Annotated in this window: 4 protein-coding genes; all 4 read left to right on the forward strand. The window is 72.0% G+C overall.

Annotation, left to right across the window (positions count from 1 at the left end; genetic code table 11):
• Positions 1–125 precede the first annotated feature (125 nt).
• The 4 genes from A4U64_RS06385 (at position 126) to A4U64_RS06400 (ending at position 24,433) form a co-directional block, all read left to right on the forward strand.
• A complete protein-coding gene (locus tag A4U64_RS06385; RefSeq protein ID WP_065922343.1) occupies positions 126–968 on the forward strand; it encodes an HpcH/HpaI aldolase/citrate lyase family protein in 843 nt (280 codons plus the stop codon).
• Entirely contained in the window at positions 965–2,929 is a 1,965-nt protein-coding gene (locus A4U64_RS06390) for an acetoacetate--CoA ligase (protein WP_065922344.1), read from the forward strand. Before A4U64_RS06385 ends, A4U64_RS06390 begins: the two co-directional genes overlap by 4 nt.
• A 77-nt stretch (positions 2,930–3,006) precedes the next feature.
• Complete coding sequence (locus A4U64_RS06395; RefSeq protein WP_006939718.1) at positions 3,007–3,354, forward strand: hypothetical protein; 348 nt, start codon at positions 3,007–3,009, stop codon at positions 3,352–3,354.
• A gap of 289 nt (positions 3,355–3,643) precedes the next feature.
• Positions 3,644–24,433 carry a non-ribosomal peptide synthetase gene (locus A4U64_RS06400; protein ID WP_065922345.1) on the forward strand — a complete coding sequence of 6,930 codons (20,790 nt, stop codon included), beginning with the start codon at positions 3,644–3,646 and terminating at the stop codon, positions 24,431–24,433.
• The last annotated feature ends 144 nt before the right edge of the window (positions 24,434–24,577 follow it).

Below are 24,577 nucleotides of genomic sequence, written 5' to 3' on the forward strand. Positions count from 1 at the left end.
TGCCGGTCGTCCGCGCGGAATTCCCGCGCGGACGACCACCCGTCCCGCGCTCGGGTCACGATTGTGCTGACAGTGCGGTGCCCGGGCCGCATCATCGAAGAGATCACCCGATCGAGGAGGTCTCTATGTACAGCGTCGGCGGCCCGGCGTGGTTGTTCTGTCCGGCCGATCGTCCGGAGCGGTTCGGTAAGGCGGCCGCGACGGCGGATGTGGTGATCCTCGATCTCGAGGACGGGGTGGCGCCGGGGGACAAGGACTACGCGCGCCGGTGCCTGCAGGACACCCTGCTCGATCCGGCCCGGACGGTGGTGCGGGTCAACCCCGTCGGCACCGACGAGCACGAGGCGGACCTGAAGGCGCTGGCGGCCACCGACTACATGCGGGTGATGCTGGCCAAGTGCGAGTCGGCGCAGCAGGTGACGTCGCTGGCGCCGCGGGAGGTGATCGCGCTGATCGAGTCCCCGCTGGGGGCGTTGAAGGTCGACGAGATCGCCCTGGCGGCGGGCACGGTCGGTCTGATGTGGGGTGCGGAGGATCTCGTGGTCGGCCTGGGTGGGCAGTCGTCCCGCCGGGGGGACGGGACGTATCGGGACGTGGCGCGGCACGTGCGGTCGCAGGCGTTGCTGGCGGCGAAGGCGTACGAGCGGTTCGCCCTGGACTCGGTGTATCTGAACATCAGGGATCACGACGGGTTGCGGGCGGAGGCGCTGGACGCGGTGGCGGTCGGGTTCGATGCGAAGGTGGCGATCCACCCCGGTCAGGTGGCGGTGATCCGGTCCGCGTACGCGCCGAGCGCGGAGGATGTGGCGTGGGCGCGGCGGGTGCTGGCGGCGGTGCCGGAGGAGCGGGGGGTGTTCCAGTTCGAGGGCCGGATGGTCGACGCGCCGGTGCTGCGGCACGCGGAGCAGATCCTGCACCGCTCCGTCGAGGCCCGCTCGGGCGATCACCGAGGGGGTGCGACGGCATGACCGACACCCCGGTGCCGCCGCAGTGGACCCCCACCGAACAGGACGTCGCCGACGCCCGCATCACCGCCTTCACCCGGTGGGTCGAGCAGCGCCACGGCCTCTCTCTTCCCGACTACCACGCTCTGTGGCGGTGGTCCGTCGACGACCTCGGGCGGTTCTGGCAGGACGTGTGGGACTGGTTCGACGTGCGGTCGCGCACCGATCCGGGACCGGCGCTGGCCGACGCCTCGATGCCCGGGGCGGTCTGGTTCCCCGGGGCGCGACTGAACTACGTGGAGCAGGCCCTGCGGCACGCGCGCGACGACCGCCCGGCGATCGTGTACGTCGGCGAGGACGGGGAACGCACCGAGCTGGGCTGGGCCGAACTGCGCAGGCAGGCGGCCGCGCTGGCCGCCACGCTGCGCGAGCACGGCATCGGCGTCGGTGACCGCGTCGTCGGCTACCTGCCGAACATCCCGGAGGCCCTTGTCGCGCTGCTCGCCACCGCGAGCATCGGCGCCGTGTGGGCGGCCTGCGGCCAGGACTACTCGGCCCCCGCAGCCCTGGACCGGCTCGGGCAACTCGACCCCGCTGCCCTGATCACCGCCGACGGCTACCGGTTCGCCGGCCGCACCCACCCCCGCGCCGAGGCGGTCGGCCGGCTGCGGGAGGGGTTGCCGTCGCTGGCGCTGACCGTCGTGGTGCCCCGGCTCGGTGGTCCGCGGCAGGACCTCGAAGGCGCGCTCACCTGGGAGGCGGCGACCGTCGGGGCCCAACCCCTCGACCCCGAGCCGGTGCCGTTCGACCATCCGTTGTGGGTCGTGTTCTCCTCCGGGACCACCGGCCTGCCGAAGGGCATCGTGCACGGGCACGGCGGGGTGGTGCTCGAGCATCTCAAGGCGGTCTCGCTGCACACCGACCTCGGGCCCGACGACACCTTCCTCTGGTACACCAGCCCGAGCTGGATGATGTGGAACTTCCAGGCGGCCGGGCTGCTCGTCGGGGCCACGATCGTCTGCTACGACGGCAGCCCGTCACACCCGCGGGTCGACCGGCTGTGGCGGATCGCCGCGGAGGAACGGGTCACCGTCCTCGGCACGAGTCCCGGCTACGTGCTCGCCTGCATCAAGGCGGGCGTCGTACCCCGGCGGGACCACGACCTGTCCGCGTTGCGGGCCGTCGGGGTCACCGGGTCCACGCTGCCCGCGTCCTCGTCGCGGTGGCTGGCGGAGAACGTCGGCGAACACGTCCCGGTGATGTCCATCACCGGCGGCACCGACGTGGTGTCGGCCTTCGTCGGCGCGGTACGCACTGTCCCGGTGTGGCCGGGCGAGCTGTCGGTGCCGTACCTCGGCGTCGCACTCGACGCGTACGACGAACACGGTCGCCCGGTCCGCGACGACGTCGGGGAGCTCGTGGTGACCGCACCCATGCCGTCGATGCCGGTCCGCTTCTGGAACGACCCGGACGGGCACCGCTACCGCGAGGCGTACTTCTCCGTCTATCCCGGGGTGTGGCGGCACGGCGACTGGATCACGATCACCGGGCGCGGGACCGTGGAGATGCACGGGCGCTCCGACTCGACGCTCAACCGGCACGGCGTCCGGATGGGCAGCGCCGACATCTATCAGGCCGTCGAGAAACTCCCGGAGGTCGTCGAGGCGCTCATGATCGGCGCCGAGCAGCCGGACGGCGGCTACTGGATGCCGCTGTTCGTGGTGCTCGCCGACGGGGTCGAGCTCGACGACGAGCTGCGGGAGAAGATCCGCGCGGCAATCCGGGAGCAGGCCTCGCCGCGGCACGTCCCCGACGACATCGTCGCCGCCCCCGGTGTGCCGCACACCCGCACCGGCAAGAAGCTCGAGGTGCCGATCAAGCGGCTCTTCCAGGGCGCCGACGCGGCACGCACGGTGGATCGCAGCGCGGTCGACGCGCCGGAGCTGCTCGACTGGTACGCGGGGCAGCGGAAGGAGCCGCGGTGACCCGCGTCACCAGACGGCACATCCGGTGGGGTGAGCCTGATTGGACATCCGTCCTGCTCGGGTGATCCGATGGCCGCATGGACGTCGCGATCAAGATCTTCCTCATCCTGCACTTCATCGGCCTCGCCGGGATCATCGGCTCCTGGCTCGCCGTGATCAAGGAACCGCGCGTGGTGGCCGGCATGCTGCACGGCGCGATCCTGCAGGTGGTGACCGGTCTCGCACTGGTCGGGCTCAACGAGGCGAACGACGCCGACCTGAACCACATGAAGATCGGTATCAAGCTCGTCGTCGCCGTCGTCATCCTCGTCCTCGCGATCGTCGGCATGAAGAAGGAACGGCAGAACCCGGGCTCGACCGCCGCCCTCGCACACGCGGCCGGTGCTCTCGGTGTCCTCAACGTCGTCATCGCCGTGCTGTGGTGACGGCTCCGACACCCCCGGCGGCGAAGATGAAGCCGACCTTACCGACCCTGTAGATTGGTCCGGTGCGCAAGTCACGCGGCCGGAAGGCGACCGGCGAGTAACCTGCTCGGGCAGCTCCGCGCCGACAGGCGGGGGGATCGTTGTCCCGGCGGGTCTCGCGGCGTTCGCGCCGTTGTCCGCCGTGTAACGCTCCTCCCCTGAACTGCAGATATACCTGAGCACGGTGCTCGCCCGGGCCACCGGGCGCGACGGTCGGGCCTGCGTCCGACGGTGAGAGAGAGGTTGGGGTTTGGACTCGCTGGGTGTCGGCGGATCGGGTGCGACGAACACGAACGCGGCGAACGTGCCGGACGGTGCCTTCCCCCTCTCCCCGGCGCAGCTCGGGATGTGGTTCGCGCAACACGTCGATCCTTCCGTGCCCGCGAACATCGCCCAGTACGTCGAGCTCGTCGGCGACCTCGATGTCGACCTGCTCCGGGAGTCCAGCGCCCGCGCCGCCCTCGAGATGGGGTCCGGCTTCCTGCGCTTCCTCGAGGTCGACGCGCAGCCCTACCAGCTGGTCGATCCCAGCCTCGAGGCGCCGCTCGGGTTCGTCGACCTGCGGGCGGCGGAGAACCCTCGCGAGGCCGCGCTCGAATGGATGCGCGCCGACCGCAGCACGCCGGTCGACGTGCTCAAGGACCGGCTCATCGTGGCCACCGTCCTGCAGATCGGCGAGCGCCGCTACTTCTGGTACAACCGCGTCCACCACCTCGCCCTGGACGGTTTCGGTGCCGCCACCTTCATGACGCGCATCGCGGAGCTCTACACCGCCGCCGTCGAAGGCGCCGAGCCCAGCCCCAACAAGGCCTCGGACGTGCGCACCGTGTACGAGGCCGAGATCGCGTACCGGAACTCACCCCGGTTCCACACCGACCGCGAGTACTGGTCGACGGTCATCGAGGGCATCGAGGAACCCACCAGCCTGGCCGGCCGCACCGCCCCGCCGGCCCCCGTCAGCCGGATCGACAGCGCCGCCCTCGGCGACCGCGTCGAGCGGCTCGTCGACAGCTTCACCGAACGCGAGAACACCAGCCTCGCGACCGCGGTCATCGCCGCCTTCGCCGCCTACATGGCCCAGATGACCGGCCGCACCGACGTCGTGCTCAGCCTGCCCGTCGCCGCGCGGACCACCGCGGTGCTGCGCCGGTCCGGCAGCATGGTCTCCAACGTGGTGCCGTTGCGGCTCGACGTGGACTCCGGCACCACCGTGCGGCAGCTCGTGGAGGCGGCCACCGCCGCGGTCTCCGGTGCGCTGCGGCACCAGCGGTACCGCCACGAGGACATCGTCCGCGACGCCGGCAACGCGGCCGGCGGCCGTTCGACGTTCTTCGGGCCGTGGATCAACATCATGCTGTTCGACAACGAGGTCCGCCTCGGCGACATGGTGGGACGGATCAACATCCTGTCCACCGGTCTCATCGAGGACCTCGGCGTCAACGTCTACAAGAGCGGCGGCACGCACACCCACATCGACTTCGAGTCCAACCCCAACCTCTACGGCGCGCAGGAGTCCCGTGCGCACCACTCCCGGTTCGTGGAGTTCTTCGACCGGTTCGTCGCCTCCGATCCCGACCGGCGCGTCTGGGACCTGCCCCTCGGAACGGGCACCGAGACCGCCCAGGTGCTCACCGAGTGGAACCGCACCGAGCACCCCCTCGACCACCGCACGCTGCTGGAGGCGTTCGAGGAGCAGGTGGCGCGCACACCGGACGCCCCGGCCCTCGTGTACGAGGGCGAGAGCCTGACGTACGCCGAGTTCGACGCCCGCGCGAACGCGCTCGCGCGGCTGCTCGTCGCCCGCGGCGTGGGACCCGAGTCCCTGGTCGGGCTGTCGGTGCGGCGCTCCCTGGAACTGCTCGTCGGCATGTACGCGATCGTCAAGGCCGGCGGCGCCTGGGTGCCGATCGACCCGGACCATCCCGCGGACCGGACCGCCTACATCCTCGAGACGGCCCGGCCCGTCTGCGTGGTCACGACCGCGCGCGACGAGGTGGACCTGCCTGCCGGCCTCGACGTGGTCGAGATCGACCGCCTCGACCTCACCGGCCTGGACACGCGCCCGCTCGCCGACGCCGACCGGCTCGCGCCGGTGCGCCTCGACACCACCGCCTACGTCATCTTCACCTCCGGCTCCACGGGGCGGCCCAAGGGCGTCGCCGTCACCCACCGGGCGATCGACAACCAGATCCGGTGGATGAACGACCAGTACGCGCTGTCGGCGTCCGACGTGTACCTGCAGAAGACCGCGACGACGTTCGACGTGTCGCTGTGGGGCTTCTTCATGCCGCTGCGCGTCGGTGCGACCCTGGTCGTCGCCACCCCGGACGGCCACCGCGACCCGATGTACGTGGCCGACAAGATCGCCGCGCACGGCGTCACCGTCACCGACTTCGTCCCGTCGATGCTCACCGTGTTCGTCGCCAATGCCCGCCCCGGCTCGTGCGACACGCTGCGGCACGTGTTCGTGATCGGCGAGGCCCTGCCGGCGGAGACGGCCGCGGCGTTCGCCCAGTTGTGCAACGCGCAGCTGCACAACCTCTACGGACCCACCGAGGCCGCGGTCTCGATCACCTACCACCGCGCCGGACCCGAGGACGTGACCACCGTCCCGATCGGCGTGCCGCAGTGGAACAGCCGCGCCTACGTCCTCGACCACCGGCTGCGCCCTGTGCCGCCCGGCCGGCCCGGCGAGCTGTATCTCGCCGGTGTCCAGCTCGCGCGCGGTTACCTGAGCCGCCCCGACCTCACCGCCGACCGGTTCCTCGCCGATCCGTTCGGTGCGCCCGGCGACCGGATGTACCGCACCGGCGACCTCGTGCTGTGGCGCCTCGGCGCGGACGGTGGCGGATACCTCGACTACATCGGCCGCACCGACTTCCAGGTCAAGTTCCGCGGCCAGCGGATCGAGCTGGGCGAGATCGAGACGGTCCTGCTCGCCGCCCCGGAGGTGTCGCAGGCCGTCGTGCTCGTGGTGCCCACGGCGACGGGCGACCAGCTCGTCGGCTACCTCGTCGCCGCCCCCGGGCACGCGATCGACGCCGAGGCGCTGACCGAGGCGCTCGGGCGGGCGCTCCCGTCGTACATGGTGCCGGCCTCGCTGATGGTGCTCGAGGCGTTCCCGCTCAACACCAGCGGCAAGCTCGACCGCAAGGCCCTGCCCGAGCCGGTGTTCAACAGCGCCCGCATGTTCCGGGCGCCGCGCACCGCCGCCGAACGGATCGTGGCCGAGACGTTCTCCGAGGTCCTCGGAGTCGCCGAGGTCGGGCTCGACGACGACTTCTTCGAACTCGGCGGCAACTCGCTCGTCGCCACTCAGCTGGTCTCCCGGATCGGCTCCGCACTCGACACCCAGGTGCCGGTGCGGGTGCTGTTCGAGTCGTCCACCGTCGTGGGTCTCGCCGCCCGGGTGGCGCGCCAGTCCGGGTCCGGGGCCCGCCGGCCGCTCGTGGCGGGCTCGCGGCCGGACGTGCTGCCGCTCTCGACGGCGCAGCAGCGGATCTGGTTCCTCAACCGGTTCGACGTCGGCACCGCCGCCTACAACCTGCCCTTCACGGTGCAGCTGACCGGTCCGCTCGATCCCGCTGCCCTCGACGCCGCCTTCGGCGACGTCGTCGCCCGGCACGAGACGCTGCGCACCGTCTACCCGGCGGTCGACGGCGAACCGCAGCAGGTGATCCTGCCGGTCGAACACGTCGACAGCCGTGTGCCCGTCCTCGACATCGCCGCGTCCGATCTGCTCGCCCGGGTCGTGGCGCTGGCCGAGCGCGGATTCGACGTCACCGTCGACCTGCCGTTCCGGATCGCGCTGTATCGCCTGGCGGACGACGAGTTCGTCCTGGCGATGGTGCTGCACCACATCGCCGCGGACGGATCGTCCTTCGAGCCGCTCGTGCGCGACATCGTGGCCGCGTACGCGGCGCGGGCCGCCGGCTCCGAACCGGCCTGGTCCCCGCTGCCGGTGCAGTACGCCGACTACGCGCTGTGGCAGCGCGATGTGCTCGGTCTCGAATCCGACCCGGACTCGATCTCTGCGCAGCAGATCGCCTACTGGACCCGCGAACTCGAGGGCATCCCGGATCAGCTCGACCTGCCCGCGGACCGGCCCCGCCCGGCGGTCGCCTCCTACCGGGGCGGCAAGCGCCGCTTCGGGATCTCGCCCGAGACCCACCGGGGGCTGGCCGAGGTGGCCCGCTCGCATCAGGCGTCGCTGTTCATGGTGATGCACTCCGCCTACGCCGTGCTCCTGTCGAGGCTGAGCGGATCCGACGACATCACCGTCGGCAGCGTCGTCGCCGGCCGCGGCGATCGTCTCCTCGACGACCTGATCGGCATGTTCGTCAACACGCTGGTGCTGCGCACCCGGGTCGATCCGGGGGCGCGCTTCGAGGAACTCCTCGACCGGGTCCGCGACTCCGACCTGAGCGCCTTCTCCAACGCGGACGTCCCGTTCGAGCGGCTCGTGGAGGTCCTCAAGCCGCCCCGTTCCACGGCCCGTCACCCGCTGTTCCAGGCCGCGCTCGCCGTGGAATCTCCGGGCACGCGCGACATCTCGTTCTCCGGCGTGCGCGCCACCGCGGCCGAGCTGGACGTACCGATCGCGAAGTTCGACCTGCAGCTGTGGCTCGTCGAGCGCACCGACGACGCGGGCCGCCCGGCCGGTGTCGACGCCGTGTTCGAGTACGCGACCGACCTGTTCGACGCCGACACCGTCGACGTCTTCGGGCAGCGTTTCGTGCGGATCCTCGAGGCGATCGTCGCCGACGCCGCCACGCCCGTCGGTGACATCGACATCCTTGCGCCCGAGGAGTCGGCGCGGCTCGCCTCGGTCCGTGGCCCCGGGCTCCACCGCAGCGAGCGGCCGCTCGTCGAGTTGCTCACGGCCGGTGCGGATCTCGCTCCCGACACGGTCGCCGTCCGGTGCGGCGACTCCGCTCTCACCTACCGCGAGCTCGACGAGTGGTCCAATCGTCTCGCGCGCGTCCTCATCGACAGTGGCGTCGGTCCCGAAACAATTGTGGCACTGGCATTCCCGCGTTCGGCGGAGATGGTGCACTGCGTGTGGGCCGTAGCCAAGACCGGCGCCGCGTACGTGCCGATCGATCCCGCGCACCCGATCGAGCGCATCCGGCACATCGTCGGGGACTCCGGCGCCGTGCTCGGCCTGACCACCGCCGGGCACCTGCCGGGGCTGCCCGCGGACTTCGACTGGAACGCCCTGGACGACGCCGAGACCGTCGCGGCGATCGCGCGGGCGTCCGCCGCGCCCGTCCGCGACGCGGACCGGCTCGCCTCGCTGCGCCTGGACCACGTCGCGTACATGATCTACACCTCGGGCTCGACGGGCCTGCCGAAGGGCGTCGCCGTGACCCACCACGGGCTCGCCGCGCTGGTCCAGGAGAGCGTCGAACTCTACGGCGTCACCGACCGGTCCCGGGTGCTGCACGTGTGCGCGCCCAGCTTCGACCCGTCGGTGCTCGAGTGGCTGATGGCCGGCGCCTCCGGCGCCGAGCTCGTGGTGACCCCCGCGAACGTGCTGGGCGGCACCGAACTGCACGACCTGATCAAGGCGCACGGGGTGACCCACGCCGTCATCACTCCCGCCGTGCTCGGTTCGGTCGACCCCCGCGACCTCGACACGTTGCGCGTCCTCAACGTCGGCGGCGACGTCTCCACCGGCGACCTGGTCGCCCGCTGGTCTCCGGGCCGCCGCTACTTCAATGCGTACGGCCCCACCGAGACCACGATCGTCACCACCCGTGGCGAACTGCGCCCCGGGGAGCCCATCACCATCGGCACGCCCGTCGCCGGCGTCGGTGCCCTGGTGCTCGACCCGCGTCTGCACCCCGTCCCGGTCGGCGTGTCCGGCGAGCTGTACCTGACCGGGGACGCCCTCGCCCGTGGCTACCACCGGCGACCGGCGCTGACGGCGGACCGCTTCGTCGCCTCCCCGTTCGGCGCGCCGGGCGAGCGCATGTACCGCACCGGGGACGTCGTGCGGTGGGACGACGAGGGCCGGCTGGTGTACGCCGGACGGACCGACTTCCAGGTCAAGGTCCGCGGTTACCGCATCGAGCTCGGTGAGATCGACGCCGCCTTCCTGTCCCACCCCGCCGTCGACTTCGCCACCACGATCGGGCACGAGACGCCCTCGGGCCAGACCACTCTCGTCACCTATGTCCACGGCGAGGCCGGCCTCGACAGCGACGAACTCACCGAGTACGTCGCCGGATTCCTGCCGTCCTACATGGTCCCCTCGGTGTGCGTCGTCCTCGACATCGTCCCCCTCACCCCGAACGGGAAGGTGGACCGCAAGGCACTGCCCGAGCCGGTGTTCGAGGCGCGGACCTTCCGCGCCCCCACCACGCCGATCGAGGAGATCGTCGCGGGCACGTTCGAGGACGTCCTCGGTATCGACCGCGTCGGACTGGACGACGACTTCTTCGAACTCGGCGGCAACTCGCTCGTCGCGACACAACTCGTGTCCCGGCTCGGCGCGGCCCTCGACACCCAGGTGCCCGTGCGCCTGCTGTTCGAGGCGTCGACCGTCGTCGCGCTGGCCGCGCGGGTCGAACACCGGGCCGGCGCCGGTCGGCGCATCCCGCTCGTGGCCCGGCCGCGCCCCGACCGGATCCCGCTGTCCCTGGCCCAGCAGCGCATGTGGTTCCTCAACCGATTCGAGCCCGAGTCGGCCACCTACAACCTGCCCTTCGCCCTGCGGCTGTCCGGTGAGCTCGACATCACCGCGCTGCAGGTCGCGATCATGGACGTCATCGACCGGCACGAGTCGCTTCGCACCGTCTACCCGGAAGGGCCGGACGGGCCGATGCAGGTCGTCACGGACGCCGCCACGGCGGTGCCCAACCTGACGCCCACGTTGATCACGGAAGAGGATCTGCAGCAGGAGATCTCGGCGCTGGCATCCACCGGGTTCGACGTGACCCGCGAGGTGCCCATCCGGGCCCACCTGTTCGAGATCGGCCCGACCGAGCACGTGCTCGCGATCGTCATGCACCACATCTCCGCCGACGGCTGGTCGATGGGACCCGTCGCGCGCGACGTCATGGCCGCCTACGCCGCGCGCATCGAGTGGGAGCGCCCCGCGTGGCCGCCGCTGCCGGTGCAGTACGCGGACTACACGCTGTGGCAGCACGAACTGCTCGGCTCCGAGGGCGACCCGGAGTCGCTGATCGCCGATCAGCTCGCATACTGGCGCAACACCCTCGCCGGGCTGCCCGACCAGCTCGACCTGCCGTCGGACCGGCCCCGGCCGGCACGGCAGTCGTTCCGCGGCGGGACCGAACGATTCGTCGTGTCCTCCGAGATCCACTCCGCGCTCGACGAGGTCGCGCGCCGGCAGGGCACCACCCTGTTCATGGTGGTGCACGCGGCGCTGTCGGTGCTGCTGGCGCGGTTGTCGGGCACCGACGACATCGCCATCGGCACCCCGGTGGCCGGCCGCGGCGAGCAGGAACTCGACAACGTGGTCGGCATGTTCGTCAACACCCTGGTGCTGCGCACCCAGGTGGACCCGAACCGGCCGTTCACCGAGCAGCTCGCCCGGGCCCGCGAGGCGGCGCTCGGGGCGTTCGCGCACGCGGACGTGCCGTTCGAGCGGCTGGTGGAGGTGCTCAATCCCGCCCGGTCGACGGCGCGGCATCCGCTGTTCCAGGTCATGCTGGCCTTCCAGAATCTCGGATCGACCCACGTGGAGCTGCCCCGTCTCGTCCTGGAGACGCAGGCCATCGATACCTCGGTGGCGAAGTTCGACCTGCAGCTGACGCTGTCCGAGTCCTCGGACGACGGCCGCGCCGACGGGCTCGTCGCCGAGATCACCTATGCGACGGATTTGTTCGATGCGTCGACGGTGGCGGGGTTCGCGGCGCGGTTCGTGCGGGTGCTCGAGGAGGTGGTGGCGGATCCGTCGGTGGCGGTGGGCGACCTGGAGATCCTCGAGCCGGTGGAGCGGTCGCGGGTGCTCGAGGTGTGGAACGACACGGCACATCCGGTGCCGTCGGTGACGTTGGTGGGGTTGTTCGAGGAGCGGGTGCGCCGGTCGCCGGAGGCGGTGGCGGTGGTGTTCGGGGACGAGTCGTTGACGTACGGCGAGTTCGCCGGGCGGGTGCGCCGGTTGGCGCGGCATCTGGTGTCGGTGGGGGTGGGGCCGGAGTCGCTGGTGGGGTTGGCGATGCGCCGGTCGGTGGATCTGCTGGTGGGGATGTACGCGGTCGTGGAGGCCGGGGGCGGGTATGTGCCGGTGGATCCGGATCAGCCGGCGGAGCGCAACGGCTACATCCTCGAGGTGGCGGAACCGGTGGTGGTGCTGACCACGACGCGGGACGGGTTCGAGGCGCCGGCGGAGTCGTCGGTGCGTGTGCTGGCGGTCGACGCGGTGGACGTCGCGGCGCTGTCGGATGCGCCGTTGACCGATGCGGACCGGACGGCGCCGTTGCGGCCGTCGAACACGGCGTATGTGATCTTCACGTCGGGGTCGACGGGCCGGCCGAAGGGTGTGGGCGTCTCGCATGCGGCGATCGTCAATCGTCTGGTGTGGATGCAGGGGCGGTACGGGCTGACCGCCGAGGATGTGGTGTTGCAGAAGACGCCGTTCACGTTCGATGTGTCGGTGTGGGAGTTCTTCTGGCCGTTGCAGGTCGGGGCGCGGCTGGTGGTGGCGGCGCCGGACGGCCACCGTGACCCGGGGTATCTCGCTGCGGTCATGCGCGCACGGTCGGTGACGGTCGCGCACTTCGTGCCGTCGATGCTGGCGGTGTTCGTCGCGGAGTCCGCGGTCGGCGGGATCTCGTCGTTGCGGTACGTCTTCGCGTCGGGTGAGGCCCTCGCCGCCGCCGTCGCCGCCCGGGTGCGGTCGGTGCTGCCGGGTGTGAGCGTGCACAACCTGTACGGGCCGACCGAGGCCGCGGTGGACGTGACGTTCCACGAGGTGACCGACGCGGACGTGGTGTCGGTGCCGATCGGTGCGCCGGTGTGGAACACGCGGGTGTACGTGCTCGACGCCCGGCTGCGCCCGGTCCCGGTGGGGGTGGCCGGGGAGCTGTACCTGGCCGGGGTGCAGCTGGCCCGCGGCTACGTCGGTCGGGCGGACCTGACGGCCGACCGGTTCGTCGCGTCGCCGTTCGGCGCGCCGGGGGAGCGGTTGTACCGCACGGGCGACCTGGTGACGTGGACCGAGGGCGGGGAACTCGAGTACATCGGGCGCACGGACTTCCAGGTCAAGCTGCGCGGCCTGCGCATCGAGCTGGGCGAGATCGAGGCGGCGCTGCTGCACGTGCCGGCGGTGGAGCAGGCAGTGGTACTGGTCCGGTCGGATCAGCTGGTGGGGTACGTCGTGCCGGCCGCCGGTGCCGTGTTCGACGAGGGCGCGGCCCGGTCGGCGGTGGGGCAGATGCTCCCGTCGTACATGGTGCCGTCGGCGTTCGTGGAACTGGACGCGCTGCCGCTGAACGCGTCGGGCAAGCTGGACCGTAAGGCGTTGCCGGAGCCGGTGTTCGAGGTCAAGGCGTTCCGGGCCGCGACGACTCCGGTGGAGGAGATCGTGGCGGGTGTGTTCGCCGAGGTGCTCGGTCTCGACCGGGTGGGCCTCGACGACGACTTCTTCGCCCTCGGCGGCAACTCGCTGATCGCCACGCAGGTGGTCTCGCGGATCGGTGCGGCGCTCGATGCGTCGGTGCCGCTGCGGCTGCTGTTCGAGAACTCGACCGTCGAGACGTTGGCCGCCCGGATCGACGGTCACGACGGCCCGGCGCGACGGGCCCCGCTGGTGCCGCAGCCCCGGCCCGAGCGGGTGCCGCTGTCGCTGGCCCAGCAGCGCATGTGGTTCCTCAACCGGTTCGATCCCGACTCGACGGCGAACAACATCCCCGTCGCCGTCCGCATGTCCGGCCGGCTCGACGTCCCGGCGCTCGAGGAAGCGGTGTGTGACGTCCTCGCCCGCCACGAGTCGCTGCGCACCGTCTACCCCGACCTCGACGGGTACGGCTACCAGAAGGTGCTCGCCCCGTCCGAGGTTCGCGTCTCGCTCGAGCCCGTGCGGATCGAGCCGGCGCAGCTCCCCGGCGAGCTGCGGGCGCTGGCGGCCACCCACTTCGACGTGTCCACCGACGTCCCGATCGTCGTGCGCCTGCTGTGCCTGAGTCCCGAGGAGCACGTGCTCGTCGCGGTCATGCACCATATCGCCGGCGACGGCTTCTCGATGGGGCCGCTCACCCGCGACATCATGGTCGCCTACGCGGCCCGGTCGCTCGGCAACGAGCCCGCCTGGGAGCCGCTGGAGATCCAGTACGCCGACTACACCCTGTGGCAGCGCGACGTGCTCGGCTCCGAGGGCGACCCGGACTCCGTCGTCACCCGTCAGCTCGAGTACTGGAAGCAGGCGCTCGACGGATTGCCGGACGGGCTCGACCTGCCGACCGACCGGCCGCGGCCCGCGGTCGCGACGAATCGTGGTGCGACACATCGCCTCACCATCGACGAGTCGCTGCACGCCGCGCTCGGCCGGCTCGCCGGGGAACAGCGCGCGACGGTGTTCATGGTGGTCCACGCGACCCTGGCGCTGCTGCTGGCCCGCCTCGGCACGTCCCGGGACATCGCCGTCGGCACCCCGGTGGCCGGCCGCGGGGAACGCTCGCTCGACAACCTGATCGGCATGTTCGTCAACACCCTGGTGCTGCGCACCGAGGTGGACACTGCCGACACCTTCGCCGAACTGCTCGCCCGGGTGCGCGAGGTCGACCTCGGGGCCTTCGCGCACGCCGAGGTGCCGTTCGAGCGTCTCGTGGACGTGCTCGCGCCGGAACGCACCCAGGCCCGGACTCCGCTGTTCCAGGTCATGCTGGCGTTCCAGAACATCGGCGACGTGGCCCTGGAACTGCCGGGGCTGTCCGTCGCGCAGCTGCCCCTCGACGCGGGCGTGTCGAAGTTCGACCTCATGGTCACGATCCTCGAGGGTCAGGCGGCCGGCACCGACGCGGGCGACCTCGCCGTCGAGATCTCCTACGCCACCGACCTGTTCGACGCCCCGACCGTGGCCGCCGTCGGCGACCGGTTCGTCCGGCTGCTGCGGCTGGTGACCGAGCAGCCCGACGTGCCGGTCGGCGACCTGCCGATGCTGCCGGGCGCGGAACTCGACGCGGTCGAGCAGCTCGCGCGGGGGCCCCGCCGCACGCTCGACTGCGGGGCCACGCTGGTCGATCTCCTCGCCCAGCAGGCGGCCCGCACCCCCGACGCCGTGGCGATCGAGTCGGGTGAGTCGGCGCTGACCTACCGCGAGTTCGGCTCCCGGGTCAACGCGCTGGCGCGGTATCTCGTCGCGCGCGGCGCGGGACCGGACACGGTGGTCGCGGTGGCCGCCGGCCGCTCCACGGAGATGCTCGTGGCGATCCACGCGGTCCTCGCCGCCGGGGCCGCTTACGTCCCGCTCGACCCGGACCAGCCGGCGGACCGGATCACGTACGTCCTCGAATCCGCCTCGCCCGTCCTGGTTCTCACCAGGTCCGGGCGGGACCGCCTGCCCGGTGCGGACGCGGTGCCGGTCGTGGCGCTCGACGAGGCCGACACCGCGCCGTACGGCGACGCGCCGCTGACCGACGCCGACCGGCTCGCGCCGCTGCGGCCGCAGCATCTCGCGTACGTGCTCTACACGTCCGGCTCCACCGGTCGGCCGAAGGGCGTGGCCGTGCCGCACGCCGCCGTGGTCAACCAGCTGCTGTGGATGCGGGACCGGTTCGGCCCGACGGCCGGCGACGTCCTGCTGCTCAAGACCCCCGCCACCTTCGACGCCTCGGTGTGGGAGATCTTCCTGCCCCCGCTGGTGGGGGCGCGGATCGTGGTGGGTGCGCCCGACCTGCACCGCGACCCCGCCGGAATGGCGGCGGCGATCGCGCGTCACGCCGTCACGGTGGCCCAGTTCGTGCCCGCCGTCTTCGACGCGGTCCTCGAACACCTCGACCGGACGACCGCCGCGTCCCTGACCCAGGTCTTCTGCGGCGGCGAGAGCCTTCCGGCCGAAACCGTCGCACGGTTCCGCGCACTGAACGACGCGCCCGTCCACAACCTGTACGGACCCACCGAGACGACGATCCAGACCGTCCACCGCACGGCGGGTGCCGACGACGCCGGGGCGGTGCCGATCGGTACGCCGGTGTGGAACACCGACGCGCTCGTGCTCGACGAACGGTTGCACCCCGTGCCCGTCGGCGTCGCCGGCGAGCTCTATCTCACCGGTGTCCAGCTGGCCCGCGGCTATCACGGCCGCGCGGATCTGACGGCCGAGCGGTTCGTCGCGAACCCCTGGGCCGCCGGCGAGCGGATGTACCGCACCGGCGACCTCGCGCGGTGGACCGCCGCGGGCGAGCTCGACTACCTGGGCCGCACGGACCTGCAGGTCAAGCTACGCGGGCTGCGCATCGAACTCGGGGAGGTCGAGTCGCAGCTCGCCGCCCTCGACGAGGTGCGCCAGGCCGTCGCCGTGGTGCGCGAGGACCCGCGCTTCGGGCCGCAGCTGGTCGGCTACGTCGTCCCCGAGCCGGGTGCGGAGTTCGATCCCGCGAAGGCGAAGGACGCGCTCGCGGCCACGCTGCCGTCGTACATGGTGCCCTCCGCGTTCGTCGCACTGGACGCTTTCCCGCTGAACGCCAGCGGCAAGATCGACCGGCGCGCGCTGCCGGCCCCCACCTTCGAGGTGCGCACCTTCACCCCGCCGCGGACCCCGGTCGAGGAGATCGTCGCGGGCGTGTTCGCCCAGGTACTGGGCGTGCCGCGGGTCGGCCGCGACGACGACTTCTTCGACCTCGGCGGCAACTCGCTCGTCGCGACGCAGGTCGCGGCCCGCCTCAGCGAGGCGCTCGACGCGTCGATCCCGGTGCGGGCCCTGTTCGATGCCCCGACCGTCGAGGCCCTCGCGGTGCGGGCCGAGCAGGAGGCCGGCGCCGGCCGCCGCACGCCGCTGGTCCCGTACGAGCGGCCCGAGCGCATCCCGCTCTCGCCGGCGCAGCAGCGCATGTGGTTCCTCAACCGCTTCGACCCCGAGTCGGCGGTGAACAACGTGCCGATCGGCGTGCGCTTCACCGGCGCCCTCGACGTGCCCGCGCTGCGCGGGGCGATACGGGACCTGACCGAGCGCCACGAGGTGCTGCGCACCGTCTACCCCGACGTGGACGGCACCGGCTACCAGCAGATCCTGCCGGAGTCCCCGGTGCGGCTCGTGATCGAACGCATCGACGCGCAGGCCCTGCCGGACCGCGCCCGCGAACTGGTGACGCGCGGATTCGACGTCACCACCGAGGTGCCCTTCCGCGCGGTGGTCTTCGAGCTGAGCCGGACCGAGCATGTGCTGCTGTTCGTCGCCCATCACATCGCCACGGACGGGTTCTCGGTGCGTCCGCTCGCCCGCGACGTGATGGTCGCCTACGCGGCCCGCACCCGCGGTGAGCTGCCCGGCTGGGCACCGCTCGAGATCCAGTACGCGGACTACGCCCTGTGGCAGCGCGACGTGCTCGGCTCCGAGGACGAACCGGGATCCGTGGCCGCCGAGCAGGTGGAGTTCTGGAAGCGCACCCTCGCCGCCCTGCCCGACCAGCTCGACCTGCCCTCCGATCGTGTCCGTCCCGAGCGGGCCTCCGGGCACGGCCGCACCAGCCGCTTCCGCGTCGAGGAGGCGCTCCACGACCGCCTGCAGAACCTCGCGCACGAGAAGAACACGTCGCTGTTCATGGTCGTGCACGCGGCGCTCGCGGTGCTGCTGGCCCGGTTGTCCGCGACCGAGGACATCGCGATCGGCACGCCGGTCGCCGGCCGCGGCGAGGCCGCCCTCGACGACCTCGTCGGCATGTTCGTCAACACCCTCGTCCTGCGCACCGACGTGCGGGGCGGGCAGTCCTTCGCGGACCTGCTGAGCGCGGTGCGCGAGAACGACCTCGATGCCTTCGCGCACGCGGACGTGCCGTTCGAACGGCTGGTGGAGATCCTCGATCCGGAACGCTCCCAGGCCCGGCACCCGCTGTTCCAGGTGGCGCTGACCTTCCAGAACATCGGACAGGCCGAGTTCGAACTCGACGGCCTCGCTCTGGAGGCGCTCGACTACGACCCGCCCACGGCGAAGTTCGATCTGCAGTTCACCTTCTCGGAGCAGGTGGCCCCGGACGGCTCGGCCGCCGGCATCGATGCCGCCGTGACCTACGCCACCGACCTGTTCGACGAGCTGCGGGTCGCCGCGTTCGCCGAGCAGCTGCTGCGGATCCTGCGGGCCGTGGCGGCCGACGCGTCGGTCGCGGTCGGTGACATCGAGATCGTCGACGAGTTCGAGCGCGAGCTCGTGGTCTCCCGGTGGAACTCGCTGGGCGACGACGTCGCCCCGGCGGACGTGACGCTGGTGGACATGTTCGAGGCGCGCGTCGCCGCCGCACCCGGCGACATCGCGGTGCGGTTCGGCGACGAGGCGCTCACCTACGCCGAGTTCGCCTCTCGGGCGCGGCGACTGGCCCGGCACCTGATCTCCGTGGGTGTGGGTCCGGAGTCGCTCGTGGCGGTCGCGCTGCCGCGGTCGCTGGATCTGGTGGTCGCGCTCGTCGCGGTGCTCGAGGCCGGCGGCGGGTATCTGCCGGTGGACCCGAACTACCCGGCCGACCGGATCGAGTTCATGCTCACCGACGCCGCGCCGGCCGCGGTGCTCACCCTCTCCGGCACGGGGGTCGACGTGCCCACCGCGGTGCCGGTGGTCGAGCTCGACACCGTCGACCTGTCGGGGGTGGACGACGCGCCGATCCGCGACGAGGAGCGCACCGCGCCGCTCGACGCCACGAATCTCGCGTACGTCATCTACACCTCCGGGTCCACGGGCCGGCCGAAGGGCGTGCTGATCCCGCACCGGAACGTGGTGCGGCTGATGGTCAACACCGAGTCGGTCTACGGTTTCGGCCCGTCGGACGTGTGGACGATGTTCCACTCGTACGCGTTCGACTTCTCGGTGTGGGAGCTGTGGGGTCCGCTGCTGTACGGCGGCACCCTCGTCGTCGTGGACTGGTTCACCTCGCGCTCGCCGGAAGCGTTCCGCGAGTTGCTCGTTCGCGAGGGTGTGACGGTGCTGAATCAGACGCCGTCGGCGTTCTACCAGCTCGCCGAGGCGGACCGCACGGCCGGCGGGACCGGTGGCGAGCTGGCCCTGCGGTACGTGATCTTCGGTGGTGAGGCGCTCGAGCCGCGCCGCCTGGAGGGCTGGTTCGCCCGGCACGGGGACACCTCGCCGCGGCTGGTGAACATGTACGGCATCACCGAGACCACGGTGCACGTGTCGTACCGGGAGATCGGTGCGGACCTGGCCGAGGCCGGTTCGGCGAGCATCGTGGGCGTGCCGATCGCGGGCCTGCGGGTCTACGTCCTCGACACCCGTCTCAACCCCGTCCCGGTGGGCGTGGCCGGTGAGATGTACGTCGGCGGCGGGCAGCTGGCCCGCGGATACCTGGGCCGTCCGGACCTGTCCGCGGCCCGGTTCGTGGCCGATCCGTTCTCCGCCGACGGCGGATTGCTCTATCGCACCGGCGATGTGGCGCGCTGGGCGGTCTCGGGTGACCTCGAGTACCTCGGCCGCGCGGACGACCAGGTCAAGATCCGTGGCTTCCGGATCGAGCTCGGCGAGGTCGAGTCGGCCGTGCTGGCCCAGCAGCCGGTCGGGCAGGCCGCGGTGATCGTGCGCGAGGACGCCCCCGGGGCGGCGCGGATCGTCGCGTACGTGGTGCCGGCGGACGGCGCGACCGTCGACGTCGAGGAACTGCGCGCCGGGGTGGGCGCGCTGGTGCCGGAGTACATGGTGCCGTCGGCGTTCGTGGTGATCGACGCGATTCCGTTGACGGTCAACGGCAAGCTCGACCGCCGGGCGCTGCCGGAACCGGTGTTCGAGACCCGGGTCTTCCGGGCGCCGTCGACCCCGGTCGAGGAGATCGTCGCCGGCACGTTCGCCGAGGTGCTCGGCGTCGAGCGGGTGGGTGCGGACGACGACTTCTTCGAGCTCGGCGGCAACTCGCTGATCGCCACGCAGGTCGTCTCGCGGCTCGGGGCGGCGCTCGACACGCAGGTTCCGGTGCGGACCCTGTTCGAGGCGTCGACCGTCGCCGCGCTCGCGGCGCGGGTCGAGCAGGACGCCACCGGCGGCGGCCGGGTGCCGCTGACGGCGCGGACGCGTCCGGAACGCATCCCGCTGTCGCCGGCGCAGCAGCGCATGTGGTTCCTCAACCGCTTCGACCCGGAGTCGACGGCCTACAACATCCCGATGGCCCTGCGGCTGACCGGTGACCTCGACGTCGACGCGCTGCGCGCCGCCGTGGCCGACCTGGTGGCCCGCCACGAGACGCTGCGGACCGTGTACCCGGAGACGAACTCCGGTCCGGTGCAGGAGATCCGGCCCGCCACCGCGGTGCCGATCGGTCTCGAGCCGGTCGACGTCCCGGCGGCCGAGCTGGAGTCGCGGCTGCGCGCACTCGCGTCGACCGGCTTCGACGTCACCCGCGAGATCCCGCTGCGGATCGCGCTGTTGCGCCTCGCGCCCGCCGAATACGTCCTGGTCACCGTGGTGCACCACATCGCCGCCGACGGCTCGTCGATGGTCCCGATGGCCCGCGACGTGATGACCGCGTACGCCGCCCGGGCCGCCGGCACCGAACCGGCGTGGGCGCCGCTCGAGCTGCAGTACGCGGACTACGCGCTGTGGCAGCGGGAACTGCTCGGCTCCGAGGACGACCCCGAGTCGCTCGCCGCCCGGCAGCTCGACCACTGGCGGACCGCGCTCGCCGACCTGCCGGACCAGCTCGACCTGCCCACCGACCGGCCGCGTCCGGCGCAGCAGTCGTTCCGCGGCGACCGGGTCGAGTTCACCGTGGACGCGGACGTGCACGCCGCGTTGCGCGATCTCGCCCGCGCCCGCAACGCGACCGTGTTCATGGCGATGCACGCCGCGTTCGCCACGCTGCTCGCCCGCCTGTCCGGATCCGCCGACATCGCGGTGGGCACGCCCATCGCCGGCCGCGGCGAGGCCGCCGTCGAGAACCTGATCGGCATGTTCGTCAACACGCTGGTCTTCCGGCTCTCCGTCGACGGCGGCCGCTCGTTCGACGAACTGCTCGCGGCGGCCCGCGAAACCGACCTGCAGGCGTTCGCGCATGCGGACGTGCCGTTCGAGCGGCTCGTGGAGGTGCTCAACCCGGCTCGCTCGACCGCGCGGCACCCGCTGTTCCAGGTGGGCTTCTCGTTCCAGAACCAGCAGCGCACCGCACTGGAACTGGCGGGCCTGACCGTCGCGCCGATCGACCTCGAGGGCGGCACGTCGCAGTTCGACCTGCACCTGATCGTCAGCGACCGGTACGACGAGCAGGGCGCCCCGTCGGGGATGGACGCGATCCTGACGTTCGCCACCGACCTGTTCGACGAGTCCACCGCCCGTGCCGTGGCCGAGCGCTTCCAGCAGTTGCTCCGTGCACTCGTGCAGGCGCCGGACGTGCCGGTGGGTGACCACCCGTTGCTGCTCGCGCGCGAACAGCACGACGTCCTGACGGCGTGGAACGACACCGTCCACGAGACCGGCACGGCCGCAACGCTCGTCGACCTGTTCGACGAGCAGGTGCGCCGGGATCCCGGCGCGGTCGCACTGGTGTACGAGGGCGTTGCCGTCACATACGGCGAGTTCGGCGCCCGAGTCCACCGCCTCGCCCGGCACCTGATCGCCCTGGGCGTGGGCCCGGAGGATCGGGTGGCGCTCGTCGCGCGACGCTCGCCGGAACTCGTGGTCGGCATGTACGCGATCGCCACGGCCGGCGCCGCGTATGTGCCCCTCGATCCGGATCAGCCGGCCGAGCGCAACGCCTACATCCTCGACACCGCCGCCCCCACCTGTGTGGTCACGGTCGCGGCGGACCGGTTCGACGTGCCCGGCGTGCCGGTGGTCGAACTCGACCGCGTGGACCTGTCCGGGCTGCCGGACGCGCCGGTGACGGCGGCGGAGCGCCGCGCGCCGCTGCGCGCCGCGAACACCGCGTACGTGATCTTCACGTCCGGGTCGACGGGCCGGCCCAAGGGGGTGGCGGTTCCGCACTCCGCCGTCGTCAACCAGATGCTGTGGAAGCGGGACGCGTTCGACCTCGGACCGGACGACGCGGTGCTGCTCAAGACCGTCGCCACGTTCGACCTGTCGGTGTGGGAGTTCTGGTCGGCGCTCACCTCCGGCGCGCGCCTGGTGATCGCCACCGCCGACGGGCACCGCGATCCCGACTACCTGCTGCGGCTGCTGCGCGACGAGCGCGTCACCACGCTGCACTCGGTGCCGTCGATGCTCTCGATGCTGATGACCGCCGCCGGCGGGGAGGTCGCGCCGTCGCTGCGCCGCGTGCTCGCCATCGGCGAGGCGCTGCCGGCGGCCACTGCGCAGCAGTTCCGCGCGGACAACGCGGCGGTCCTGTTCAACCTGTACGGGCCGACCGAGGCCGCCGTGTCCGTCACCGTGCACGAGACCGACGACGCCGACACCACGGTCGTGCCGATCGGTGTGCCCGAGTGGAACACCCGGGTCCACGTGCTCGACGCGCGCCTGCGTCCGGTGCCGGTCGGGGTCGCCGGCGAGCTGTACCTGGCCGGTGCCCAGCTGGCGCGCGGCTACCACGGCCGTCCCGACCTGACCGCCGACCGGTTCGTCGCCGACCCGTTCGGCGGGGGCCGGATGTACCGCACGGGCGACATCGTGCACTGGAACCGCGGCGGCGAACTGGTCTACCGCGACCGCGCCGACTTCCAGGTCAAGGTGCGCGGCTACCGCATCGAACTCGGTGAGATCGAGTCGGTGCTGCGCGCCCGCGCCGAGGTGCGGGACGTCGCCGTCCTCGTCCGCAACGACCCGCACGTCGGAGATCGGCTGGTGGCCTACGTGGTTCCGGCCGGTGGTGCCGAACTCGACGCCGCCGCGACGAAGACCGCGCTGGCGCAGGCGCTTCCGTCGTACATGGTGCCGTCGGTGTTCGTCGTCCTCGAGGCACTGCCGCTGAACACCAACGGCAAGCTCGACCGCAGGGCACTGCCCGAACCGGAGTTCGAGGCCGGGCAGTTCCGTGCCCCCACCACCCCGGTGGAGGAGATCGTCGCCGGCATCCTCGCCGAGGTTCTCGGCATCGAACGCGCCGGCCTCGACGACGACTTCTTTGAGCTCGGCGGCAACTCCCTGCTCGCGACGCAGCTGGCCTCCCGGCTCGGCGCCGCGCTCGACACCCGGGTGTCGGTGCGGACCGTGTTCGAGGCGTCGACCGTCGCGGCGCTGGCGGGGCGGATCCAGCCGTCCGTCGGCCGCGGCGCCCGGCCGCCGCTGGTGCCGGAGCCGCGGCCCGACCGGGTTCCGCTCTCGCTCGCGCAGCAGCGGATGTGGACCCTCAACCAGGTGGATCCGGGATCGGGGGCCTACAACATCCCCGTCGCGGTGCGGCTCAGCGGCTCCCTCGACGTCGACGCGCTGCGCGCCGCCGTCGCCGACGTGATCGCCCGGCACGAGGTGCTGCGCACGGTGTACCCGGACACAGAGGACGGCCCGGTCCAGGTGGTGCTCCCGACGGCGCAGGCGCTGCCGGACCTGTCCCCGGTGCCCGTGCCCGAGAGCGAGATCGTCGACCGGCTCACCGGCGTCCTCGGCGCCGGCTTCGACGTGACGGCACCGACCCCGCCGGTGCGGGCGCGGTTGTTCCGCGTCGCCGACGACGAGCACGTGCTCGCCCTGGTGGCCCACCACATCAGCGCCGACGGCTACTCGATGCGGCCGCTCGTGCGCGACGTGATGGTCGCGTACGCCGCCCGCGCCGAGGCCCAGGTGCCCGGATGGGCGGAGCTGCCGGTCCAGTACGCCGACTACACGCTGTGGCAGCAGCGGGTGCTCGGCGACCCGGACGACCCGGACAGCGAGCTGTCCCGCCAGCTCGGGTACTGGACCGTCGAGCTGGCGGGCAGCCCCGAGCTGCTCGCGCTGCCGACCGATCGGCCGCGGCCGGCGCGGCAGTCGACCCAGGGCGACGCGGTGGCGTTCACCATCGGTGAGGCGCTCGCGCAGCGCATCGAGAAGACCGCCCGCGAACACAACGCGACGGTGTTCATGGTCGTGCACGCCGCCCTCGCGGTGCTCCTGTCGCGGCTCGCGTCCGCCGAGGACGTCGCGGTCGGTACCCCGACCGCCGGCCGCGCCGAGGAAGCTCTCGACGACCTGGTGGGCATGTTCGTCAACACGCTGGTGCTGCGCACCCGCGTGGCCGGCGGGGACACGTTCGCCGACCTGCTCGCCCAGGCGAAGGAGAAGGACCTGGCGGCGTTCGGCAACGCCGACGTGCCGTTCGAGCGGCTCGTCGACGCCGTCGGCCGTAAGCGGTCGAGCTCGTACACGCCGCTGTTTCAGGTGATGCTCACGTTCCAGAACATCGAGACCGGAACGCTGGAGCTGCCCGGACTGGCGGTCACCCCGCTCGAGGCGGGTGCCCATCAGGCGAAGTTCGACCTGCAGTGCACCTTCGTCGAGCAGTTCGCGCCCGGCGGTGGCCTCGGCGGCCTCGACGTGATCTTCACCTACGCGACCGCGCTGTTCGACCGGGAGACGGTCGAGCTGTTCGCCGAGCGGTTCACCCGCGTCCTGGACGCGGTGACGTCGGACCCCCAGGTGCGGCTGCGCGCGATCGACATCCTCACCGAGGCCGAACGGGCCCGCGTGGCCGCGCCGCGCAAGCCCCGGACCGTGGCGGACCTGCCGGACCTGGTCGCCGCCGCCGCCGAGACCGCCCCCGACACGGTGGCGCTCAGCCACGGCGGCCGGGACGTCACCTTCGGGGAGTTCGCGCAGAAACTGGCCGCGACGGCGACCGCGACGGGCGGGGCACTCACCGCGGAGGCGCTCGTGCCCGTGGTGTTGAACACCCTCATCCCCGGAGTCCTGCCCGCGCTGGGCGCCGACGGGTTCGCCGAACTGGTCCGATCCGTGCTCGCGGCGGCCGACGAGATCACCGGTAGGGGGCTCTGACCTGGGCGCTTCGTTTGCTGTCGGTCCGACCGGGATAATCGAACATCGACTGTCGTCCGACCCCGTGGGCACCGAGGTGGCCGCGGGGTCGACGGAGCGCGCACGACTGTGTGCGACACGCAGAGGTATCGGAGGATGAAGTAG

This window comes from Rhodococcus sp. WB1, from assembly GCF_001700945.1.
Classification (GTDB): Bacteria; Actinomycetota; Actinomycetes; order Mycobacteriales; family Mycobacteriaceae; genus Rhodococcus; species Rhodococcus aetherivorans.